Source organism: Mycobacterium sp. TH-M82 (assembly GCF_057473605.1).
Map to the genome: position 1 here is coordinate 58,924 of NZ_JBYCKY010000239.1, position 19,624 is coordinate 78,547.

Sequence of the window (19,624 nt, forward strand, 5' to 3'; positions counted from 1 at the left end):
CGACGTCAAAACTGAGGGCCGAGATACAGGACCACCACTGTGCCGTCCTCGTCGGTCTCCCACAGGATGAGCAGGGTGGTATCCCTGCAGCGGACGTCGATACCCCAGAGTGGCCCGCCGGCTTCCCGATGGATCTGCCGGCGGCGGTTGGATGCGGCCGTCGGCGTCCGATTCAGCGCGTCGAGAGCGGCTTCGATCTGCGCGGCGCAGTCTTCATCGGTGTCCCAGAGGCGATCAAGCTCGTTCGCGGGAGCTTCCGCCAGCTCCAGAGTCCCCGGTTTCGGTGCCACGGACGCAATTGTAACAATGAATCAAATGATCCACTGGTGCCCACGGTCCATCGGTGACATAATTATGTCACGTCCCCACGCACGCCCCCCGACACCGACACCTGACACCGAGGAAGAACGAAAATGGCTACCGTCGCAGACCACGACGCGGACCTGAAACTCGCCGAACTCGACGCACGAAACCGAATCAGCCTCAACAACCTCAGCGGCACGCTCAGCAAGCGGTACATCATCACCGAGCACGAGGACGGAACAATCACTCTCGAACCGGCGACCATCCTCACCGCATTCGAACGCGCATACCTGGACAGCGAAGCCCGCACCATCGTCGAAGAAGGGCGTGCTAACCCCAAGGGCCGGCGCAAGTGGGCGCCTCGACACTGAACGCATCTGCGGAAATCGACGCGGTGTGTCCGCTGCCCCGGAGGCTCATCCGAAAGAACGGGTACCTATAACCACCTGCCACCGCCGCGAAAAACGAGGAAGGAGATGCCATGTCCGACAACGAAATCCGCACCGCAATGAACCTCGCCCACAACGCACACCGCGGACAACAGGACAAATCCGGCCGCGACTACTTCGACGCCCACCTCGCCCCCATCGCCGCGGCCGCAGCCATCTTCGGCCCCACAGTCGAGTGCGCCGCCTGGCTGCACGACATCCTCGAAGACACCGACACCACCACCGACGACCTAGCCAACGCTGGAATAACACCGGCGGTCATCGCCGCCGTCGAATCAGTAACCCGCCAACCCGACGAGACCTACCAGGACCTGATCACCCGAGCCTGCTCAGACCCAGTGGGCCGCTACGTCAAGCTCGTCGACAACGCATGGAACATCACCTCAAATCCCGTGCTGGCGCGCACCGATCCGAAGCGAGCAGCTTCACTGCTGACTGGGCGGTACGAGCCCGCACGTAAGCGCCTGCTTGCCGCCTGCGGATTGAATATGGACTCGCCGGGTGTGCGCGATATGCAAGCCGTCCTCGACGCCCTCGATGACGACTAGGCACCAGCACGAAGTTCTCTGTCGCAATCGCCCGACAGGCCCTAAACTGGTTCATCGAGGTCAGGAGGGTGTGACATGGCGCTGGCGATTCGCGGCGAGACAACGACCGGTGCTGCAGTAGGGCGCTCGGCGAGCATGCACCTACCCACCGGTACACCGACGGCCCCCTCTGGTGGTGACACGAAGAGCGCCGCGATCGGCAGCGCCCTGAAGGCGGGGGTCACCACCGATAAGGCCGAGGTCAAGACTCTGAACAGTAGTGTCGATCAACTCCGCGAGGGCCTCGTAGCTGCACCTCAACGGGTCGAGGCCGCAGACCAACAAGGCGCCGGCGAGGTCGAGAAGAGCGGAGTCCCGACATGACGACGTTTGCCCCTCAGGCTCCAGGCCGTTGGATGAGCGCAGCTGAACTCGCGCAGGAATCCGGGCTGCGACAGGACCTCGTCACGCGATTTGTGCCCGCGAACGATCGCGGGCCGATGCCTCTGTACAGCGCTGACCAGATCCCACTGGCGCAGTTCATCAAGAAGCTGACCGACATCAGCACCCCGCCGGGTGCCATCGACGTCGCCGTCCGCGACCTCATCGACCCCGCCGGCGCCCAGGCCCGCTCCAACCGCGCTGGGAGCCGGCACGGAATCGTGAGCCGGATGAGTGCACCCATGCTCGGCATCGTCGCAGCCAGCCTGACCATTTTCTCGCTCGCCGGAGGCTGGGCACTCGGCAGCGCGGGTGTCGGCAGCAAGACCGAATCGGTACCGTCGGCGCCGGTCACCGTCACCGCGGACGCCCCGCCGGTAGACGCCACGATCCCCGCGGTCCCTGATCGTGCGTGTGCCGACTGGGCGTCGATCAACAACGGCTTTCTCAAGAACCCCAAACGGATGGATTGGATGGCGACCGATCCGAACATTCCGGCCGCCGAGTGGTCATCTCAGCAGCGTGCGCTGACTGTCGCTGTCATTCCGACGATGACCGATGAGGCGGCGCAGGTGGCGGCGCTCGCAGAGCGGGCGTCAGCACCGGAGCTCCGGATGATCCTGCACCTGTCTGCCGCGTACGAGGACCAGTTCGCTGGGAGGCTCCCCAACTACGTGCCGGCGGATCATGCGCTGTGGACGGCATCGAATGATTTTGGAAACGCCGCCACTTCGTTCTGTACGGCGATGGCGCCGCGGTGATTCAACGGCCACCCAGTCCGCATCAGCTCATTGGGGACAATTGGGCCGATATCGACGAAGTCGCAGTGGGCACGTATGCGACCGCGATGGCGCAGTCTGCGGTAGCCGCACACACAGCGGAACAGAAGTCGTACGTCGACGGTCAGGCCTACCAGGCCGCGCTGCCGGAGGGTTTCGAGACCCAAGTTGAAGCCATCTTCAAGGTCGGCGGCATGGCTGCCGACCTCGGTGCGTGGTTCACCGCAACCAGCCAGGCCGTTGCGCTCACCGCGGAGAGCCTGACCACCGCCAAGACTGCGATCGCAGCGACGACTGAGGTTGCGGAGGCGGTAATTGACGCGATGGAGTTCGAGGTTGCCGTCCTGGAATCGGCCCCGGCAGGGCCCTTCGGTAATCAGGCGGCCATTCAGCAACTGCGCGACGCTATCCAGCGAGTCACTGACGATGCCCGGCAGACCATCAAGGACCTCTACGACTCGATCCAGGTCCCGACCATCCCACCCGGCCCGGGACTCGTACCGCTAGTCCACACGGGTCCCCCCGCTGGCGGACAAACCGGCAATGGCGCCACCTGCACGATCCCGATGGGGATGGGCGGCAAGCGCGGCACGGGCGCAGGCGAGAAGGGTGGCCAGCAAGGTGGACGGCGACCAACCGACGAAGCGAGCTCCCAAGGAAGCAGGCGGCCGACGCCGGACGGCACCAGCAAGGATGCCAACCAGAATCTGGGGGCTAGCCAGGGCGGTACGAACCCGGCCGGTGACGCCAGCGTTGCGGGCCCGCAGCAGCCGCCGATGAGTGTGCCGTCGACGGGTGCGCCGTCGACGCCTGGGACTGGGATGTCGTCGGTGCCGCAGATGGGTAGCGGTATGTCGGCGCCGAGTGCGCCGTCGCATGGTGGTCTGGGGAGCCCTGGGGGTCTCGGTGGTGGTGATGGTGGTCTGTCGAGTCTCGGCTCGTCATCGGGCAGTGGCCTGTCATCTGGGGCGCCGATGAGTCCGACGCAGGATTTTCTGTCCGGTGCGACACAGGGGTTCACGCAGGCTGCCCCGCTTTCGGCTGGTGGTGCGTCGTCGGCGGCGACTAGTGGTGGTCAACCGTTCAAGCCTGCGGGCGCTTCGCCCATGCAGGCGGCGCCGGCGATGCCGAGTGCCCCGTCGACTGGAGCGACGCCGTCGGTGCCTCAGCAGGTGCAGGCCCCACCGATGACAGCTGCCCCGGCCGCCGGTGGTGGTGTTCCGTTGGCTGCGCCACCGCCGGCCGGTGTGCCGAGCACGGTGCAGGCGACGCCGTCGACCCCGCCGGTAGCGCCGCCGCCGGCCACCGCCCCGCCGGTCGGTGGTGGTCCCGCACCGGTGACACCACCCGCGCCGGGTGTCTTGAATCTGGGTGCGAAGAGTGCGTTGCTGCGAGCGGTGCGGATGGGTGCGCAGGCGGTTGGTGAGGGCCTGCAGGCGACGCCGGAGTATCAGTCGGCGATCGCGCTGGTGGCTGCTCTGCATGATCCGGATATCGGCGTGGTGTGTGAGTGGGCCTGTGCGGTCTTCAAGGGCCGGGGTGATGAGGCTGCGCGGTTTGTGTTGGCGTCTCGTGAGGGATTGTCGTGGACGCCGCCCGGTGTGTATATGCCGGATGGGGTGAAGCTCGCGGCGCTCGATGATGCGGTGCCGTGGAGTGTGCGTCGCCAGTGGCGTGGGATCACGCCGCCGGCGCTGGTGCTGTCCCATTACGCGAAGGCGATCGGCGAGGAGCCGATGATCGTGGTGGCGCGACGCTGGCTCGGCCTGAGCAGCCTGTTTTCTAAGCGCACTGTTGTTGTGGCTGATGAGCAGTCGTCGATTGTGCCGCCGAATCCTCTGAGGAACCCGGCTGGCCGGCACCGTCTGCTGCTGGCGTCGCCGGGTGGTTGGGCGCAGGTGCAAGCCGTCCGTGACGGTGATGTGTTGACTCGCATGGTGGATCTAGCTGCCTACGTCGGCCAGGTGCACGATCAGACTTACGGGGTGCAGGACATTATCGGCGCGGATGGCCAGGTGGTCGCCGGGGATCCGCTGTTGCGCTGCAAGGCTGTTGAGCAGATCGGCCAGCCCGATGGGCAAGACGTGTGGTCGGCAGTGGCGCAGAACATGCACTACGTGCGGGGTGCGATCATGACGGCGCCGATCACGGTGCCGTCGCCGCTGACTCCGGATTGGAATGTGGACCTGACTGACGCGGAGCGGATGCTGCGCGGCTGGGAGGTGCTGTGGTTGGCTCAGCGCCAGCCGACGCGGGATACGTTGGCGGACATGACTTATGCCGCTGTTGCAGCGTTAGATGAGAGTGCGGTCGCTGGGGTGGGCACGATTTTCGGGGCGGCAGCGTAGGGCGATGATGATCGCTCACGGTGCGATCACCTTGTCGAGCCATAGTGCTGAGGTGGCGAACGCTGAGATTGCTGCCAGGGCTGCGGTGGACGTCCCCTTTTCGACGTAGGTGAGGGTCCCGATCGCGCAGGCGATGGTGACGGAGAAGAGCAGCACCACCGCAGTGCGTAGAGGCATCAGTGACGGTCTGGGGCGTTTTGGGTTGGCCATAGCGCGATTCTGGCGGTGAAAGGTGACACCCGTCTCGCAAAGGTGCACTAGTTAAGCCGAAGGGCTGCACTGCCCGCAGGTGTATTAGTCCTGTTGAAAACGGGGGTGCTCGCGCAGATCATTGCCGCATGAGAACACAGCACATTTCTGTCGACCTAGTGCGGCTTGCCGGCGCTGGCAATAGCGTAGTCATCGGCGCCGCAGTCGCTGTCGTCCTTTCGGTCGGTGTTGCGTGTGCTTTTTGGCTGCGAGCGATTGCGCGGCGGCGGGCTCGCCTGCGGGAGCGTGTAGTAGTGGGGTCGGCGGTTTGGCAGCGGGTCACAGATGTGTTGACCGACAATGTGGATGGGCCGTATCTGGTGGGTTCGCCGGCGGCGGCTGACCTGGTCTCCGCGGCGCACCGGCTACTCGGCCCCGTTGGCGTCGTTGGCCGGGTCCTGTTCGTTGGCGGGGTCACTGATTCGCTGCCGGCGACAGCGCGGTCAGTACGGATTTATGGCCCCATCGGTTCAGGCAAGACTGTGTGCAGCCGGCGACTGATCATCCAAGAGGCAACAGCTGGTCGCCATGTGACCGTGATTCGGCCCGGCCGTACTCCTTACGGTCGGGCCGAATACGAGTTTGAGTCGCTGTCGTCGGAGCAGATTGAAGTGATCGATGCCGAGTCGCTGGCCACTGCTGAGGCACGGGACGCGTTGGCGGTGCGGTTGAGCCGTCGCGGCGATCGCGAAGACGGGAGCGTCCGGGTGACAGAGACGATTCTGATCGACGACGGGAACGAACTTCGGGCAGATGATCGTGGCGATCTCGTTGCCCGCCTTCGCGATATCGTGGCCGACCCCGACAATTCGACTCGTCTTGTGGTTCTTGTCAATGGGTGCGACGACCTGTGCGATCCGCCGGGCCTGTTCGACACTGAATTGGTGCTGCCCGGCGCGGCCGCTGTTTTCTACCGGTTCGGCAAGCCGGACACGTTGGAGCAGATGTTCGACCGGCTGAGTCGTGATGAGCTGACAGTGGCGCGTCTGGCGGCCCGGGTCAGCGGTGGTGGCATAGCCGCGTCGCGGCATGAACGGCAGATCCTCGACGGGCTCTCTGAATCTGCCCGCGAGTACCTGGAGCCGCGCAAGACTCAGTTCCCGGAGGTCGCCATGGCAGTGACGTCCGGGTTCCAGCACGGAATCCTGAAAGCCCCCAACGGTGTTCTGTCCGAATTCCGCCTGCCGGTGCTGGCCGACGTGAGCCTGCCGGGCGACCGGGCCGGCGAGGTCGGAGCAGAAGTGGTCAGCCCGGCGGTTGGATGATCTGTAGCTGCGCTCGGGTCGGCATGTCGGCAACCTTGATGCCCACTTCCGTGCAGGCCAGTAACTCCGCTGGTGGGGTTATCGGGGCTCATGCCCGGGTGTCTCGGCACGGTACTGAACGTCAGTCAGTATGGCCGTGGGTAGGGCGGGTATGGCGCCGCCGGCGGGCGCGGGTACGGGTACGGCGATGAGATTCGGGCATTGTGCTGGTTAGCGGCGATGTATGCCCAGACCATGCCGCCGATCCAGGGGAAGACCAGGAGAAACCATCCCAGCCCGAAGGTTAGTGCGGCGATGAAGCAGACAACGATGTTGGCGCACAACATCACTGCGGCACCGGGGATGGTCGAGTAGAGCATGCCGAGCGGGCCGAGGGCTGCGAGGAGTGCAGCGATTCCGGGGTCCTTGAGTGGTGTTGTCCCGGTCTGCATTGCGACGTTCACGACATGCTGCGGCTGCGGCGGGTAGTGGTATGTGCTGGCGTATTGAGGGTAGTGCTGCTGCCAGTGGGGCTGCGGTGGGTAGTGCTGCTGCTGCGGGCGATTCGGGTACCTCGGGGGCTCGCTGGGGTACATCATTCAGTCCCTTCGGTGAGAATCCGGGCCGCCTCGGGCTGGGCGTTCCCCCTGATGGTTCCACCCGATGCCGGGTCATGGGGTGGGAATTCGCGTGCCGCGGCGCGAGCAGTCTCACCGCGCGGTTGCCCGTGGCCGCGGCGGTCGGGGGCGGCCTCCTGTTGGGGGTGTGACTGCTTGTGGACGGCCAGAACTTGGATCATGATGTGCGGCATGGAGACCGTCGATAGGACGATCCTGCGAGCGGTGCCAGAAGGTTGGGACGCCGTAGCCGGAAGGGTGCTCGCTGGTCGTGGCCGGATGGCCCAGAAGATGCAGCACGGGGAGGTTACCCGCAACCTGCTCGACGTTGCGACCGGCGAAACCCTCATCCCCGGGACTCTCAACGTACTGCTCGATTCACCGATCGCTGTGCCGGCTGGCGCTGTCCAGCTTTGGCGAGGAGCGGTCACTGGAGACCGTGAAGACACGATCTACCTCGCGCCTGCGCGCGTCGGTGGGTTGGAGGCGTGGATGGTGAGACATCGACGGGTGGAGCACGGTGATGCCGAGGGGTGTCGTGTGGTGGAGTTCGTGTCGGCGCACCATTTGCGCACCGAGCTCGGGCTCTCGGATGGCGATCTGGTCACGGTGGAGGTGCGATCATGATGGCGCCGATCACGGTGCCGTCGCCGTTGACTCCGGATTGGAATGCGGACCTGACTGACGCGGAGCGGATGCTGCGCGGCTTGGAGGTGCTGTGGTTGGCTCAGCGCCAGCCGCCGCGGGATACGTTGGCGGATATGACTTATGCAGCTGTTGCAGCGTTGGATGAGACTGCGGTCGGCGGAGTGGGGTCGATCTTCGGGGCTGCCGCGTAACGTCCGCGGTTAGCAGATGCGGTAGCCGATCTCGACTGCCGCCTCCTGCGCGATCGACCACACCAGAGGATGCGCGAGGACACGTGAGAACCCCGGCATCGCGGGCAAGGAATCCGCGGCCGGGTTCCACAGCACTACGTTCGGGCGCCCCGTTAGAGTCGACGGCACGTAGAGACCGTCGATGTCAGGCCACCTCGTGTAGATGGCGCGGGCCCAGCGTCGACACGTGGATCGTGGGGCGGCCAACAGGGCAGCCGACGCCCCGTTGCGTAAAAGCCAGGTACCCGACAGGTCAAGCAAGCGCAGTGGCCGCTCGGGCTGCCAGCCGGTGAGCGCTGGCACACCAGCGCGGGTCTCAATCAGCCGGGTCAGCTGGTAGACCTCGGCCAGACTGGTCGTGATGTCGAGCGCGGCGTAGAGGACGCCCTCGGCGTGCACCGACGGCCGGTCGCTGGGATGGGGGTCCCAGCGCATTGAGGGCAATGGCCCGAAGGTACGTAGGGCGTTCCAGGCCAGCACATGGTCACCGTTGGTGCGGTGAACACGCCACATGGTCGCGGTGGAGGCCAGGACGTCGTGTGGCTCACGGGTGAGCACCGGGGGTGGGGTGCGCGGAGCTTTGGGTAGGGGGCGTGGGCTCACCAGCGGTTGAGGTCCTGGACGAACCCGGCGACGGGCTGGGGGTCGCCGCCGGCGGCAAGGTACTCGATCGGGGTCTGGTTGTCGAAGTCGGGCTGGGGGGTCTGCATGAATGCGTCGAGGATCGCTGGGGTGATGCCGCGGGGTATCGCCGGCACGATCACTTCAAGGCCCGGGAGGAGCGTCGCGTCAAGGAACTGCCAGCGGGGGATGCGTCGCTGGCCGTGAATGTCAAACGCCCATAGTGTCTTTCCGATTCGGCGTGATATGCGGGATCTGTCGACGCCCAGGGTTTCGGCGGCTTCTTTCGCGCTGATCGAGCCGGCAACAGCGTGCGTCAGCGCTTGCAGTGCGACGCGGGCCCGAGCCTGGCGCTCGCCGTTGGCCGACCACTCCTTGACGACGGCTGTTGTGTTTGGGCCGCCGTGTTCGGCGAGGAAGGCGACCTCCGTTGTCGACAGTGTGGCTGCGCCGGCGCCGGGGATTGCCGCGAAGGCGGCATCCAGTTCGCCAAGTACGTCTTCGCTGGTGAGGTCGATGTGATGCCTTGCCAGCAGAGCGTTCAGCTCGAATGCAGCACTCATAAGCACAGGTTAGCACCACTGTGCTGAGGTGTGCGCTGTGGCGGCTGACGTCGCCAGGCCGATCGTCTCGACCTCGATCACCATGCCGCCGAACTCGCTGACGGCCTCGCCGATGATCTGCTTCAACCGCAGTTCGGCTGCGCCGCCCCAGCACACGGCGGCGGTACTTCGGGCAAGGGTTGGCGCTTAGCTGTGGTCGACTTGGATCTCTTCACTGAAGAAGGTGTCGGGGTCTTGCATGAGCGGGGCTGCCTGCACCGCGAGGACATGGCTGGGTGGGCTCGTCTCGCAGTACCGTCTGATCACCTGGGCATAGTGCTTTTTCTTGAAGTGCTCTCTGGCGATCGCGTCTTCATCAAGCCCGCAACTCATCGCCAGTTCCGCGGCGCCGAGTAGGGCGAGCTGCTCGTCGAGGTAGACCCATATGTCGAGTCGGCCGCCGCCGCTGTAGCCGCGATGCGCGACGGTCCAGACGACCGGGATGAGCTCTTGGGGATAGAAGTTTTCGGCCTGAATGCTCTGGTGAACGAAATCTGACAGTTGGGCCATCGCAGCAGTATGCGCCGTTTGTCGGGCGGATCTGATGAAGCGCTACGACATGGTGGGGAACATGTATCCACCGCTGATCTCACTCACCTTAGGGGCCTGACGCCAGGCGGTCCGGAGGGAGGGGGCCGGGTGGTCTGCGTCAGCGGCCCCAGCGGAATCGCCGTAATCGCGAGCGCGGCCGGATCTGCACCGTCAACCGCGCACCGCAGGCATCTGCGATTCGCACCAGGAAGTCGACGGACGGTGCCCGTCGTCCGGCTTCGAGCTCGGCGACCCCCGCCACGGTCATGTCCATGCGGGCCGCCAGTTCGGCCTGGGTGAGGCCTGCCGTAGTGCGGGCCCGGAGGACTTCGGCGCCAACGGTCAGTAGCGCGCTGGCGGCCTGGTCGGTGGTGGCTTTAGCGCGGTTTGCTTCGTGGCTGGTCGACATGGTGTCGTCTCCTTTGCTGCTCAATTTGATTTAGCGGCGTCCGGGCGTGCGGCGGTAGTAGTCGCCGATCGGGGTGCCGTTGCGGGTGTGTGCGCGGACCCAGACCTGTCCGGGAATCTGTCGGGCTTGTTCGTGTGGCCGCCATGCTGCTGCGTGGTGGTCCCAGATGTGGCCGGTGCTGATGGTGCCGGATAGGACGGGTGTCAGCCAGGCGTTGACGACCTCGCCAGCAGTCTCGACGTCGCGTAGGGCGGCTGGCAGGGTGGTTCTGTCGGCGGTGCTGGCGTAGCCCTGCGCCCATCCATCGGGGATGGTGATGGCCTGGGGTGTGGGCTGGTTGCGTGTGGCGGCTCTGGCCGTGAGGGCGGCGGTGAGTTGTGCGGCGTCGACGTCGACGGCGTCGGCGTAGAGGACGAGGTCGACGAGGTCGCGGTAGCGGTTGGCGGAGCGGTCCTGGTCGTCGCGGAACATGACGCCGACGATCTTGTCGGCGATCTGGCTGGCCAGAGGGAACAGAGGGACGGCGGGCAGTGGTGCCAGGCCGCGGACGTCGGGGATGGCCGGCTGCATCGGCTGGTACTCGATGTCGCTGATCGCGATGGTGTCGGCGGCGACGTCGAGGCCGAAGGTGGTAGCGCGTTCGGTGGAGATGGTGGCGTTGATCCGGAGCTTGGTGCCGCGGATCGCGCCGGTGAACGGTTTGGCGTCGCTGATGGTGAAGATGAACGGGTCGAGGGTGCTGGCACCGGTGTAGTGGGTCAGGGCTTCGTGTACGGCGTCGGGTTCGCCGGCGGCGGGGGCCAGGGTGGTGAGGTCGAGGTCGCGCGTGGCGCGGATGCCGGGTGCGCGGATCAGCATGCCGGTGCCGCCGGCGATGACCCAGGGTGCGTCGTCGTGGGCGAACATCCGTGCGGTGAAGCGTTCGATGATGAAGCGGCGGAGCAGCTCCTGCGAGGAGGTTCCGGTGCTGGGGGCGTGGCGGGTGGCGCGGGTGCGCAGACCGACCCAGAAGGCGCGTTCGGAGCGGTATTCGCTGGCCCAGGTGCTCATCGTCGGGCGGCGAAGAGCAGTTCGTTGGCGTCGGCCAGTGCGGTGGGGGTTCCGACGACGCTGAGGGTGTGCAGCAGGGTGTCGCGGCCGTGGCCGTCGGTGAGGGGGTCCAGGGCTGCGGTGATGCTGCCGGCAGGGATGGTGGCGGCGAGTAGGGCGTCGGTGATGATGTCGCCGAGGTGGCCGTGGTCGATGCCGTCGCGGTAGAGGTCGGCCACGGTCTGGGCGATGGTGGTGACCGGAAGGCCGTGGATCACCTGGAAGTCGGTGGTGGCCTGGACGTGGAAGCGCAGATTGGGGTTGTTGGAGCGGCGTGCGGTCTGGACGGTGAAGTCGAGGTAGTCCGGCTCCAGGGTGCCGAGGTTGTGGACGTAGTGGGCTGCGGCGAGGTGGGAGACGATGGCGTCGGGTCCGCCGGTGGCGAGTCGGCGGAGGCGGTCTCCGGCGAATTCGTCGGGGGCTAGTGCGAGCCAGGATGCGCGTAGGCGGGTGAGGGTGATGTCGTCGGGGACGCCGGCGAACTGGTAGACGCCGCGGGTCTCGGTGTGGTGGATGCGGCCGGCGGCGGTGAGCTGGGTGAGGCGCTTGCGGGTGGTGCCGAGGGTGATGGCCTGGGCGGCGGTGAACATGCCCCACTGCCCGGCCGCTTCGATGGCCAGGGCGTCGTCGCTCTCCCTACACCCCATGATGCGTGATTATACCCGAAATAGGGGGTAAGCGGGAAGCTCAAACGGATTGATCTAGAAGTGGCGGGCGTCCGGGTCGGGAATCCACGCCCCAGGCACGAGCTCGATGTAGCCGTAGGGGCCTCGCCCGCCGACGGGGGTCTGGACGAGGTCGCGTAGGTCGATCGGGTGCCGCGGTGGCCCGGGGTCTGGGGTGGGTACCAGCGTGCTCGGCGCCGGGGCCCACACCCCGGTGTTGGGGACGAGCTCCTTGTAGCCGTACGGGCCCCGGTCACCGGGCGGCAGGTGCACGATGCGATCCAAGTCGACGGGCCGGTGTGCCGGCGATAACCCGCCGGCGGGTGGGTAGTGGTTGGGATCGGGCACCCACACTCCTGACCGGGGGGAGAGCTCGATGTAGCCGTAGGGGCCCTTGGCGCCGGGTGCCAGCTCGACGATGCGGTCAAGGTCGAGCCAATACTGCTGCGAGTCGCCTTTCGCGGGTGCCTTCGGTGCGGTCCCGAAGCCTGCTGCGTGTGTGGTGTGTTCGTCGGTGCGCGGGAGCCCGCCGGTGGTGGAGCGCATCTGCTCGGCGGCCTGCTGGTACTGCTTGGCGGTCCGCTCCACGATGCGGCTCGCCTCGTCGACGCGCTGTTGGGCGGCCTGCATCAGCGCCGCCTGGCCTTGGGGGGTGTTGGCGTTGCGGCCGAGGGTGGCCTTGTCGTGTTGCCAGGCGGTGTCGACGGCGGCGAGGTCGGTGCGGGCCTGTTGGCCGTATTGGTTGGCCGAGGCGATCACCGTGGCGGCGGAGCTGTAGGTGGTGCGCAGTTGGTCGCGGTTCTTATCGAGGGCGGTGTTCTTGATGGCGGCGTCGGTGCTGGCTGGGCCCTGCCAACTGGTGGGGTGTTCGCCGGCGAGATTGGGGGCGCCGAAGTCGGCTGCGGCCGGGTCTGGGGGAGTGGTGGAGCCCAGGAGTTGGCGCGCTGACTGGAGGAGGGCGTCAACGGGGTGCATGTATCGAAGTATTCACCACGTCGGCTGCTTTGAGGGAGTGCTGTTGGTGGTGCTAGCCGATTGTGCCTGGTGGGGACGTTAGTCCGTTAGGTGGTGCGATTCCGCCCCGGGATGCCTAACACACACTAACAATAGCAACGTAAAAGACGTTAGTGATGTACGGTTGTGGGCATGAAGAGCAACCCCTGGTTCTCGGCCTACCTCCGCGACACCCGCCAGTACCGCGGACTTAGTCAGCAGCAGGTCGCCGACGCCGGCGGTCCGTACCGCCAAATGCAGGCCGCGATCGAGAACGAAGAGCGCGACGAGTTTCCCCCCGGCGCATGCGCAATGTACGAGCAGGCCTATGGGTGGCCGGCAAACTATGCGACGGCGCTGGCTGAGATCGGGGAGTACGCCTTAAATGGGCAGCTCGACGACGTGCTGCGGGGCGATGACAGCGACGCCGCCGCAGCGCCTGCGTACGACGGTGGCCCGCCGCCTGCGTGGAAGTCCTTCGGTGGCTACCACGACCGGACGCCGCTGGAGGCGCGGCGGTACCCGATCATTGGCTTCAGCGCGCGCAATGGCTCGCCTGTTGGGTTCGACGGGCCGATATTGACCAACGTCGGCATGGAACATCTGCGCGCGATGGTGCGGGCGACATCGACGGCGGTGATCGCCGATGTCAACGTGGTCGACGAGAACACCGTGCGGTACCTGCGGCACTTTGCCGACGTTGTGAGTCCCGGCCGGGGGGATGAAGTTTCGCGGCCGGCCTATCGGACTTGTCCGGACGATTTCCACATCGGCGGAAGTTCGCTCGTCATTGATCCGCTGTCGGAGATGACCGTCCTGGAGGACGCCAAGCGCCTCGTGGCGTCGTTACGGGCAATCCGCCCTCAGGTGGAGACGTCAACGGTGAGGGCGGCCTTCACGCTGTTGGCCGTGGTGGCCTTTGGTGGCGATCCGCTAGTGACGATCTCGGCGTTGAAGCGCCGGGCGATGGGGCTGGTGGACCCTGAATTTGATCGGCGGTTCGACGAGTTCTGGACGCAGTTCTGCGATCCGGAGAAGATGGGGCCTGACCTAGCCGTCCCGGAGTATCGCGTCAGTGATCTTCTTGCGGGGCTGCTCGGCGCCCGAGATGACCTTCTGCGTGTCTTCCTTCAGGGGTCCCGGGGTGAGCAGCGCCCCGCGAGGTTCGAGACACCTGAGACTGTGCGGCCGGAGCAGCTCTTCGGGTCGGTATCGCGGTCGCCGATTGTGTTCTACGACAGCACGATCGCACCGGAGATTCCGGCCGCGCTGTGCAGTCAGTGGCTGACAGCCGCTGTGGCCTTCCACAAGGTGGGCCTGCTGCCGTCGCATCGCCTGCAGGCCTGGCCCGGAGGGCCGTTCTACCGGATCGGTATCACTGAGGACCGGGACGTCCGGGTTGTGGAGCAGCACCACAAGGAGGGGCCGGACACGTTGACGAACTTTGTGAACGGCCAGGCGATTCACTGCTCCGGCGGGCGTGCTCAACGCATCTGGATCCCAACCTGCTGAACGGGTGGCACCAGAGCGGGGTGCCGCAGGGTCCTCTGGAAAACGGGTGTAACCGGCATCACACTTGGTGCATACAGGTCAACCTAGACGGATACGCGGGCCGTAATGGGCAGGAGGACAGGATGTTTCCCACGCCGAGGCGCCAGCCTCCCCGGAAGGAATACCGCTGCGGATGGGAAGGACCGCACCTCGGGCAAGCCGCTGTCGGAGTGGAGATCGGCTGGCCGTGCCAGCACATGCGGGGATACACCACCCCCACCTGTCCGGCGCACCTCGACCGCCTCCTCCTCCAGGGCGGGAAGGCCAGCGAGCCGGCGCGCTGCCCGGAATGTGGCGTTGTGGGCTATGCCCGGGTTGTGGGAACCCACGACCTCGACCAGGCCTGTTGACGCAGTGATCGGTATGCCACTGGCGATTTGCCGGTGGCATACCTGGAGTTCAAGCGCGGAAGGGGCACGCGCGGTCTCTGGCAGTCAGGAATTGTTTGGCGTCTGGGTCTTCTCGGGCGTCAGGCCAGAGCTGGCGGCTTGAAGTACTCGCTGGTCAGAGTCCTCTTGAAAGCCGCTGTGAGCGCCGTCATGCTTGGCGACATGCAGGGAAATCAACTGTGCGCCAGCGGGCGTGAGGGCATCAACGGAGCTGCAGCATGAGTGAATCAATGTCGGCGCTGGAGGAGTTCGTCAGAAAGGGCGTAGCCGCCCAGGATGCCGCCGAGATTGCGGCCGGCCGACCGACCGCCTGGGAGTGCGACCGTGAGCGCCAGATCGAGGAGCTGCGTTACCGGCTGGAGAGGGAGCTCGATGAGGCGGTCGCGTTGACACGCCGGGCGGCACGGACCCTCGCGGAGCTGATGAGCGATTCGGTGTACGACGTCGAGTTTGTCGAAGGGGACACCGGCCGCGACGTCGGGAAGTTCGTCGATGATGCCCGCCGCGGGCTAGCGGCGGCGCGCGGTGCTGTTCAGGTGGTGTCAGTGTGATGGCTCACGAGATGCGTTGTCCGTGAGCCGTTGTGCTCCAAGGGAGAAACAATGGAGGATCTGGACGGGCTTGCTCGTTCTGTGGGGGAGCACTTGGACCGGTTGGGTGTCGAACGCTGCGACTGGGTTCGGGTTTGCAAGGTCGCCGAGGAAGCCGGCGAGGCCGTCGGGGCACTCATCAAGCGGGCCCAAGGCCGTGCAACCGAGACCGACGTGCAGGACGAACTGGCGGACGTGATCCTCGCCGCGCTGGGAGCGATCAACCAACTCGGCCTGCAACCAGGTGCGCTCCTCGGGCGCCGTTGGGCGCAGGTGTCGGCCCGGACGCGGGAGGGCCTGACTAAGTCGGTGTCAGCGCTCGCCGGCGAACAAGTCAACGGTGCGCACCTAGGGGGGCGTGGCGATGGCTGAGGCGGCGAAGACCGTGCGTATACCGCCGCGGCTGCCGTTGGTGCCGCTGTCGGCGTTGGCGTGGCTGGTGCGCATTCCGGGGGACCCGGCCGCCGTGCGGGCCTTCACCGCCGCGGAAGTCGACGAAGCCCGCCGGTATGCCGACGAGCGCGGCGGGACCTGTGAGCCGCTTCAGTGAACAAGAGAGCGGAAGAAGGCATGGAACGATTGGACGTCGGCGGTGCGCGGCTCATGGCGGAGGGATTTCTTGCCGAGGTCTTGCCGCGGCGGTGGGCTCACACTGTGGCGGTGGCAGCTGCAGCCGTGGACCTGGCGCAGCGTCTTGCGCCGCAAGACGCCGAGGAGATCGTGTGTGCGGCATGGTTGCACGACATCGGTTACGCCCCCGGCCTGGTTGACAGTGGGTTTCACCCTATCGACGGTGCGGCTTACCTTTGGCGAAATGCGGTGCACGGATGGGGCATTCCCGCAGGGGTGATCGGGCTGGTCGCGCACCACACGGGGGCTGAGTTCGAGGCCCACGAAAGAGGGCTTCAGGATGCGTTGGCCCTGTACCCGGCGCCAGATGCCGCCAAGCTGGCGATCGTGAGTTGCGCGGATCTGTGCACCGGTCCCGATGGAACCCCGGTGGACCCGGATGAGCGGATCACCGAAGTGCTCGCCCGTTACCCGGCTGAGCACCCCGTTCATCGAGCGATCACCAAGTCCGGACCCATGCTCGTTGCTCAAACGCATCGCGTCATCCGTCTCGCGACCTTGAACGGCCACCGAGCAGGCCTAGCTGAGGCGCGGGTTGGCGCGGCCACGGGATACACGCATCACGCCGATCCCGCTGTGGCCGGGGGGAAGTGAGCGGACGTGTCGGATCATGCGATCGGATGTGAGAGCCGAATCGAGGTCCCCGTGGGCGTCGACCTGCCGGAGATCCATCCGGCCTGCGAGCGGCGTACCGATGGCCGCGCGGCAATGTGTGGCGAGCCGGCTCAGTGGGCGCTGGTGGTGTGCTGCCACGTGAAATTCGTTTGTGGTCCCTGCCTGGGGATCGTCAACGAGGGATGGTCGACGGCCGCGGCGAGGTGTCGGACCTGCGGGATCACGTTCACCCCAGGCCGCAAGGCGTTCAAGCGAGTGATACCGCTGTGACAGCAGCAGCAACGGTGTGTCTGGCGGGCCCGCTACACGGGGACGACGTCGACCAGGGCGGCGAGGCCGTCGGGCTGTTTCGCAGTGATCTCGGCGCCGACAGCTGACCGGATTCTTGGGCGCAAGCCTCGGACGTTAGTCCGGGGTGAGCCCATCCTGTTTGTCGCCGGGCGTAGCCCGGCGGTCAGAGTGGCCGGGCTTGGCCGTCGATGTACTGCTTGATGATCGGTGTGTTCGGTGAAGGTGAGCATGTCATCGGTGAACACCGCACGGCGGTATTTGGTCACGAACACCAGGTGGGCGTGGAGCAAGGAAACGCTGTGCCGGGCACGGCGATAGGCCGGTGTTGTCATAGGTGCGCCTTACAGTCGTGGGTATGCAGATGCGCTATCGGTACCGCATCGAACCGGCACCCGGCCAGCAGGAGATGCTGGCGCGGGTGTTCGGATGCACTCGGGTGGTGTTCAACGACGCGCTGCGGATCCGGGATGAGGCGTATCAGGCCGGGGTGAAGCTGTCCGACAGCGAGATTCAGCGCCGGGTGATCACCGACGCCAAGACGACCGAGGAACGGGGCTGGCTGGCTGAGGTGCCCAGTGTCGCGTTGGTGCAGTCGGTCAACGATTCCCGGCGGGCGTGGCGTAATTTCTTCGACTCTGCCACCGGGAAGCGCAAGGGTCGGCGGGTGGGGCGGCCGCGGTTCAAATCCCGCAAGGACCATCGCCAGTCGTTTCGGCTGACCCGCAACGGCTTCTCGATCCGCGACAACGGCCGGCTCTTTGTGGCCAAGGTCGGCCAGGTCGCGGTGCGCTGGTCGCGCGAGCTGCCGTCGACGCCCTCTTCGGTCACGATCATCCGGGAACCGGACGGGCACTTCTACGCCAGCTTCGTCGTCGACGTCGCGGCCACACCGCTGCCGGTAGTCGACCGGGAGGCCGGCGTGGATGTCGGGATCGCTCGGTTGGCCACGGTGGCCACCACCGACGGCCGTCGAATCGATGTCGAGAATCCGAAGCATTTGGGCTGCAAACTACGCAAGTTGCGTCGGTTGGAGCGGGAGAAGTCCCGCCGGAAGAAAGGATCAGCCAACAGGGCCAAGACCCGGCGCAAGGTCGCCATCGCGCACAACGAGGTTGCCCGTGCTCGGCGGGACTATCACCACAAGCAGGCTTTGGCGTTGGTTCGCGAGAATCAAGTGATCCACGTCGAAGACCTCAACATCGCTGGGATGGTCCGCAATCGCCGGCTGGCACGTGCAATCAGTGATGCAGGGTGGGGTCAGTTCGTGAGGATCATCGGCGAGAAAGCCGACCACTACGGGCGCACCGTGCGTACGGTGTCACGGTGGTTGGCGTCGAGCAAAACCTGCTCAACACCTGGGTGTGGGCATCGCCTCGACGAACTTCCGCTACAGATCCGCACGTGGACGTGCCCGCAGTGCGGGGCGGTCCACGACCGCGACCACAACGCCGCCAAGGTCATTCTCGCTGCCGGGCGGGCAGAGAGACTAAACGACTGTGGAGCCCGTGTAAGACCGCAACCCGTTGCGGCAGTGGGTGTTGAAGCAGGAAGCACCCCAACAGCGGCGTAAGCCGCCAGCGGGAATCCCCGGACTTCAGGCCTGGGAGCACGTCAACGGCGTCCGTGTGCCCGAATAGTCGCCCGATCGCCCTAAACCGTGTGGCCTGGACGCATACTTGACGGTATGCACCCTGTCGACGCGATCTTGCAGCAGGCGCGTCAGCTTCTTGGGACGGGCCTGACTGTTGAGGCGACGCCAATGGTTACGTTGGGCGGCGATGTCAGCAGCGAGCAGCTCAGTGGTTGGGAGGGCTCGGCCGGCGAAGGGGTGGTCGCTGAGCAGGCCGCGATCGACGGGAGCCGTGAGCGGTTGCGGGCCGCATACGGTGCGGCGGCGGGGGTTATCGCGATGGTGAATCAGCATGGTGAGCAGGCCCGGCGTGACCTGGCTGCTGTCGAGCAGGGGTGGCAGCACGACAAGGAAGCTGCGGCCTGCAGTGCGGATGGTGCGGATGTCCCGGAGGGGCGGGCGGGGATCTTGCAGGCGGCTCAGCGGCGGATCGACGAGGCTGCGGGCATTGTTGAGCAGACCGCGGCGTTGTATCAGCAGGCCGCGCAGCAGATCCGGGCCGTGGCCGGTGATCTTCCCGGTGGTGGCAGAACGTAGCGGCGGTGTCGGCGTTGTTAGGCCGGTGTGCCGGCTGGTCGGGTGCGGGAGCGCTCGTAGGCGTCGCGGTAGGTGGTGGCGGTGATGTCGAGGGCTGCGGCGATGGCTGTTGCGCTGGCGTCGGCCAGGGTGACTTCGCCGCGTTCGATGGCGCCGATGGTGGTGGTGCTGAGGCCGGTGGCGGTGGCCAGTTGTGGTTGGGTGAGGCCGCGGATGACGCGCCAGTCTCCGGGGAATCGCTGGTCGTGGGGGATGTGGATCAGCGTTTCGAGGTCGAGTTTGAGGACGTCGGCGACGCGGATGAGGACGTCGATTTGTGGGCTGGAGCGTCCGGTTTCCCAGTTGTCGATGGTGGCGCGGCCTGTGCGGGCAAGGCGGGCGAGGTCTTGGCGGCTCAGGCCGGCGGCGGTGCGGGCCTTTGTGAGGGTCGCGCGGTCGAATCCGCGCATGATGCGCCTGCTCAACGGTGGTGTGGGGGGTCGTGTGGGCGTTTGTGGGTGGCGCTGGTGGGAGGCGTCATAGTTTTGCAGTGTGACCGATGGCATCCCATGTAGGCACATGATACCGTAGTACATTGTCGGTATAGATTAGCGTAGAAGGGGGTGATGAAGTGACCCTGACAGCGCAGGAAGTAGTGCCCGCACGA

28 protein-coding genes and 1 pseudogene are annotated in these 19,624 nt (G+C 66.0%); 16 read left to right on the forward strand and 13 right to left on the reverse strand.

Annotated elements, in window-relative coordinates; genetic code table 11:
• Positions 1 to 5: 5 nt before the first annotated feature.
• On the reverse strand, positions 6 to 290 hold the full coding sequence (locus AC2VON_RS07335) for a hypothetical protein (protein WP_486952346.1): 285 nt from the start codon (positions 288 to 290) through the stop codon (positions 6 to 8).
• Positions 291 to 413: 123 nt separating this feature from the next.
• Here AC2VON_RS07335 and AC2VON_RS07340 point away from each other — a divergent pair, with 123 nt between their 5' ends.
• The 5 genes from AC2VON_RS07340 (at position 414) to AC2VON_RS07360 (ending at position 4,847) form a co-directional block, all read left to right on the forward strand.
• On the forward strand, positions 414 to 674 hold the full coding sequence (locus AC2VON_RS07340) for a hypothetical protein (protein ID WP_486952347.1): 261 nt from the start codon (positions 414 to 416) through the stop codon (positions 672 to 674).
• A 110-nt stretch (positions 675 to 784) separates the two neighbouring features.
• Positions 785 to 1,300, forward strand: a complete 516-nt coding sequence (locus AC2VON_RS07345; protein ID WP_486952348.1) for an HD domain-containing protein — start codon at positions 785 to 787, stop codon at positions 1,298 to 1,300.
• A 75-nt stretch (positions 1,301 to 1,375) separates the two neighbouring features.
• Entirely contained in the window at positions 1,376 to 1,663 is a 288-nt protein-coding gene (locus tag AC2VON_RS07350) for a hypothetical protein (RefSeq protein WP_486952349.1), read from the forward strand.
• Between the two features lie 116 nt (positions 1,664 to 1,779).
• Positions 1,780 to 2,481, forward strand: a complete 702-nt coding sequence (locus tag AC2VON_RS07355) for a hypothetical protein (protein ID WP_486952350.1) — start codon at positions 1,780 to 1,782, stop codon at positions 2,479 to 2,481.
• 65 nt (positions 2,482 to 2,546) lie between these two features.
• On the forward strand, positions 2,547 to 4,847 hold the full coding sequence (locus tag AC2VON_RS07360; RefSeq protein ID WP_486952351.1) for a hypothetical protein: 2,301 nt from the start codon (positions 2,547 to 2,549) through the stop codon (positions 4,845 to 4,847).
• Between the two features lie 15 nt (positions 4,848 to 4,862).
• Here AC2VON_RS07360 and AC2VON_RS07365 read toward each other — a convergent pair whose 3' ends face one another.
• A complete protein-coding gene (locus AC2VON_RS07365; RefSeq protein ID WP_486952352.1) occupies positions 4,863 to 5,024 on the reverse strand; it encodes a hypothetical protein in 162 nt (53 codons plus the stop codon).
• Between the two features lie 602 nt (positions 5,025 to 5,626).
• Between AC2VON_RS07365 and AC2VON_RS07370 the strand changes: the two genes are divergently transcribed.
• Positions 5,627 to 6,361: a hypothetical protein gene (locus AC2VON_RS07370; protein ID WP_486952353.1), complete on the forward strand. Its 735-nt coding sequence runs from the start codon at positions 5,627 to 5,629 to the stop codon at positions 6,359 to 6,361.
• Between the two features lie 125 nt (positions 6,362 to 6,486).
• On the opposite strand, the gene AC2VON_RS07375 is transcribed toward AC2VON_RS07370, so the two are convergent.
• Positions 6,487 to 6,936, reverse strand: coding sequence for a hypothetical protein (locus AC2VON_RS07375; RefSeq protein ID WP_486952354.1), 450 nt, complete (start codon positions 6,934 to 6,936; stop codon positions 6,487 to 6,489).
• A gap of 213 nt (positions 6,937 to 7,149) precedes the next feature.
• On the opposite strand from AC2VON_RS07375, the gene AC2VON_RS07380 reads away from it, so the two are divergent.
• Together AC2VON_RS07380 and AC2VON_RS07385 are read left to right on the forward strand one after the other, a co-directional pair.
• A complete protein-coding gene (locus tag AC2VON_RS07380) occupies positions 7,150 to 7,584 on the forward strand; it encodes a DUF120 domain-containing protein (RefSeq protein WP_486952355.1) in 435 nt (144 codons plus the stop codon).
• Positions 7,581 to 7,796, forward strand: coding sequence for a hypothetical protein (locus tag AC2VON_RS07385; RefSeq protein ID WP_486952356.1), 216 nt, complete (start codon positions 7,581 to 7,583; stop codon positions 7,794 to 7,796). Before AC2VON_RS07380 ends, AC2VON_RS07385 begins: the two co-directional genes overlap by 4 nt.
• Before the next feature lie 9 nt (positions 7,797 to 7,805).
• Here the strand turns inward: AC2VON_RS07385 and AC2VON_RS07390 are convergent, their stop codons facing one another.
• The 8 genes from AC2VON_RS07390 to AC2VON_RS07425 all read right to left on the reverse strand — a co-directional run bounded on the left by AC2VON_RS07390 (position 7,806) and on the right by AC2VON_RS07425 (position 12,727).
• On the reverse strand, positions 7,806 to 8,438 hold the full coding sequence (locus AC2VON_RS07390) for an RES family NAD+ phosphorylase (protein ID WP_486952357.1): 633 nt from the start codon (positions 8,436 to 8,438) through the stop codon (positions 7,806 to 7,808).
• A complete protein-coding gene (locus AC2VON_RS07395; protein ID WP_486952358.1) occupies positions 8,435 to 9,019 on the reverse strand; it encodes a helix-turn-helix domain-containing protein in 585 nt (194 codons plus the stop codon). The genes AC2VON_RS07390 and AC2VON_RS07395 overlap by 4 nt, the downstream gene beginning before the upstream one ends.
• A 9-nt stretch (positions 9,020 to 9,028) precedes the next feature.
• A complete protein-coding gene (locus AC2VON_RS07400; RefSeq protein ID WP_486952359.1) occupies positions 9,029 to 9,175 on the reverse strand; it encodes a hypothetical protein in 147 nt (48 codons plus the stop codon).
• 30 nt (positions 9,176 to 9,205) lie between these two features.
• Positions 9,206 to 9,568 (reverse strand): hypothetical protein, encoded by a 363-nt coding sequence (locus tag AC2VON_RS07405; RefSeq protein ID WP_486952360.1) that lies wholly within the window; start codon positions 9,566 to 9,568, stop codon positions 9,206 to 9,208.
• 139 nt (positions 9,569 to 9,707) lie between these two features.
• A complete protein-coding gene (locus AC2VON_RS07410; protein ID WP_486952361.1) occupies positions 9,708 to 9,998 on the reverse strand; it encodes a helix-turn-helix domain-containing protein in 291 nt (96 codons plus the stop codon).
• 30 nt (positions 9,999 to 10,028) lie between these two features.
• A complete protein-coding gene (locus AC2VON_RS07415; RefSeq protein ID WP_486952362.1) occupies positions 10,029 to 11,048 on the reverse strand; it encodes a nucleotidyl transferase AbiEii/AbiGii toxin family protein in 1,020 nt (339 codons plus the stop codon).
• Positions 11,045 to 11,734 (reverse strand): hypothetical protein, encoded by a 690-nt coding sequence (locus AC2VON_RS07420; RefSeq protein ID WP_486952363.1) that lies wholly within the window; start codon positions 11,732 to 11,734, stop codon positions 11,045 to 11,047. Before AC2VON_RS07420 ends, AC2VON_RS07415 begins: the two co-directional genes overlap by 4 nt.
• Before the next feature lie 54 nt (positions 11,735 to 11,788).
• On the reverse strand, positions 11,789 to 12,727 hold the full coding sequence (locus AC2VON_RS07425; RefSeq protein WP_486952364.1) for a hypothetical protein: 939 nt from the start codon (positions 12,725 to 12,727) through the stop codon (positions 11,789 to 11,791).
• A gap of 273 nt (positions 12,728 to 13,000) precedes the next feature.
• Here AC2VON_RS07425 and AC2VON_RS07430 point away from each other — a divergent pair, with 273 nt between their 5' ends.
• From AC2VON_RS07430 to AC2VON_RS07455, 6 genes are all read left to right on the forward strand, one after another.
• Positions 13,001 to 14,257, forward strand: a complete 1,257-nt coding sequence (locus tag AC2VON_RS07430) for a hypothetical protein (protein ID WP_486952365.1) — start codon at positions 13,001 to 13,003, stop codon at positions 14,255 to 14,257.
• 646 nt (positions 14,258 to 14,903) lie between these two features.
• Positions 14,904 to 15,236: a methyltransferase type 11 gene (locus tag AC2VON_RS07435; RefSeq protein ID WP_486952366.1), complete on the forward strand. Its 333-nt coding sequence runs from the start codon at positions 14,904 to 14,906 to the stop codon at positions 15,234 to 15,236.
• 51 nt (positions 15,237 to 15,287) lie between these two features.
• Positions 15,288 to 15,647, forward strand: a complete 360-nt coding sequence (locus AC2VON_RS07440; RefSeq protein WP_486952367.1) for a nucleoside triphosphate pyrophosphohydrolase family protein — start codon at positions 15,288 to 15,290, stop codon at positions 15,645 to 15,647.
• Positions 15,640 to 15,825: a hypothetical protein gene (locus AC2VON_RS07445; protein WP_486952368.1), complete on the forward strand. Its 186-nt coding sequence runs from the start codon at positions 15,640 to 15,642 to the stop codon at positions 15,823 to 15,825. Before AC2VON_RS07440 ends, AC2VON_RS07445 begins: the two co-directional genes overlap by 8 nt.
• A gap of 20 nt (positions 15,826 to 15,845) precedes the next feature.
• The gene (locus AC2VON_RS07450; protein WP_486952369.1) at positions 15,846 to 16,499 is read left to right on the forward strand and encodes an HD domain-containing protein; all 654 of its coding nucleotides are present in this window, start codon (positions 15,846 to 15,848) and stop codon (positions 16,497 to 16,499) included.
• 51 nt (positions 16,500 to 16,550) lie between these two features.
• Positions 16,551 to 16,790: a hypothetical protein gene (locus AC2VON_RS07455; protein WP_486952370.1), complete on the forward strand. Its 240-nt coding sequence runs from the start codon at positions 16,551 to 16,553 to the stop codon at positions 16,788 to 16,790.
• A gap of 233 nt (positions 16,791 to 17,023) precedes the next feature.
• On the opposite strand, the pseudogene AC2VON_RS07460 reads toward AC2VON_RS07455, so the two are convergent.
• Positions 17,024 to 17,143: pseudogene (locus tag AC2VON_RS07460) on the reverse strand (transposase); the annotation flags it as partial.
• A gap of 23 nt (positions 17,144 to 17,166) precedes the next feature.
• On the opposite strand from AC2VON_RS07460, the gene AC2VON_RS07465 reads away from it, so the two are divergent.
• Positions 17,167 to 18,381 (forward strand): RNA-guided endonuclease InsQ/TnpB family protein, encoded by a 1,215-nt coding sequence (locus AC2VON_RS07465; protein ID WP_486952371.1) that lies wholly within the window; start codon positions 17,167 to 17,169, stop codon positions 18,379 to 18,381.
• A 114-nt stretch (positions 18,382 to 18,495) separates the two neighbouring features.
• Positions 18,496 to 18,978, forward strand: coding sequence for a hypothetical protein (locus AC2VON_RS07470; RefSeq protein WP_486952372.1), 483 nt, complete (start codon positions 18,496 to 18,498; stop codon positions 18,976 to 18,978).
• Positions 18,979 to 18,995: 17 nt separating this feature from the next.
• On the opposite strand, the gene AC2VON_RS07475 is transcribed toward AC2VON_RS07470, so the two are convergent.
• A complete protein-coding gene (locus AC2VON_RS07475; RefSeq protein WP_486952373.1) occupies positions 18,996 to 19,427 on the reverse strand; it encodes a helix-turn-helix transcriptional regulator in 432 nt (143 codons plus the stop codon).
• Between the last annotated feature and the right edge of the window lie 197 nt (positions 19,428 to 19,624).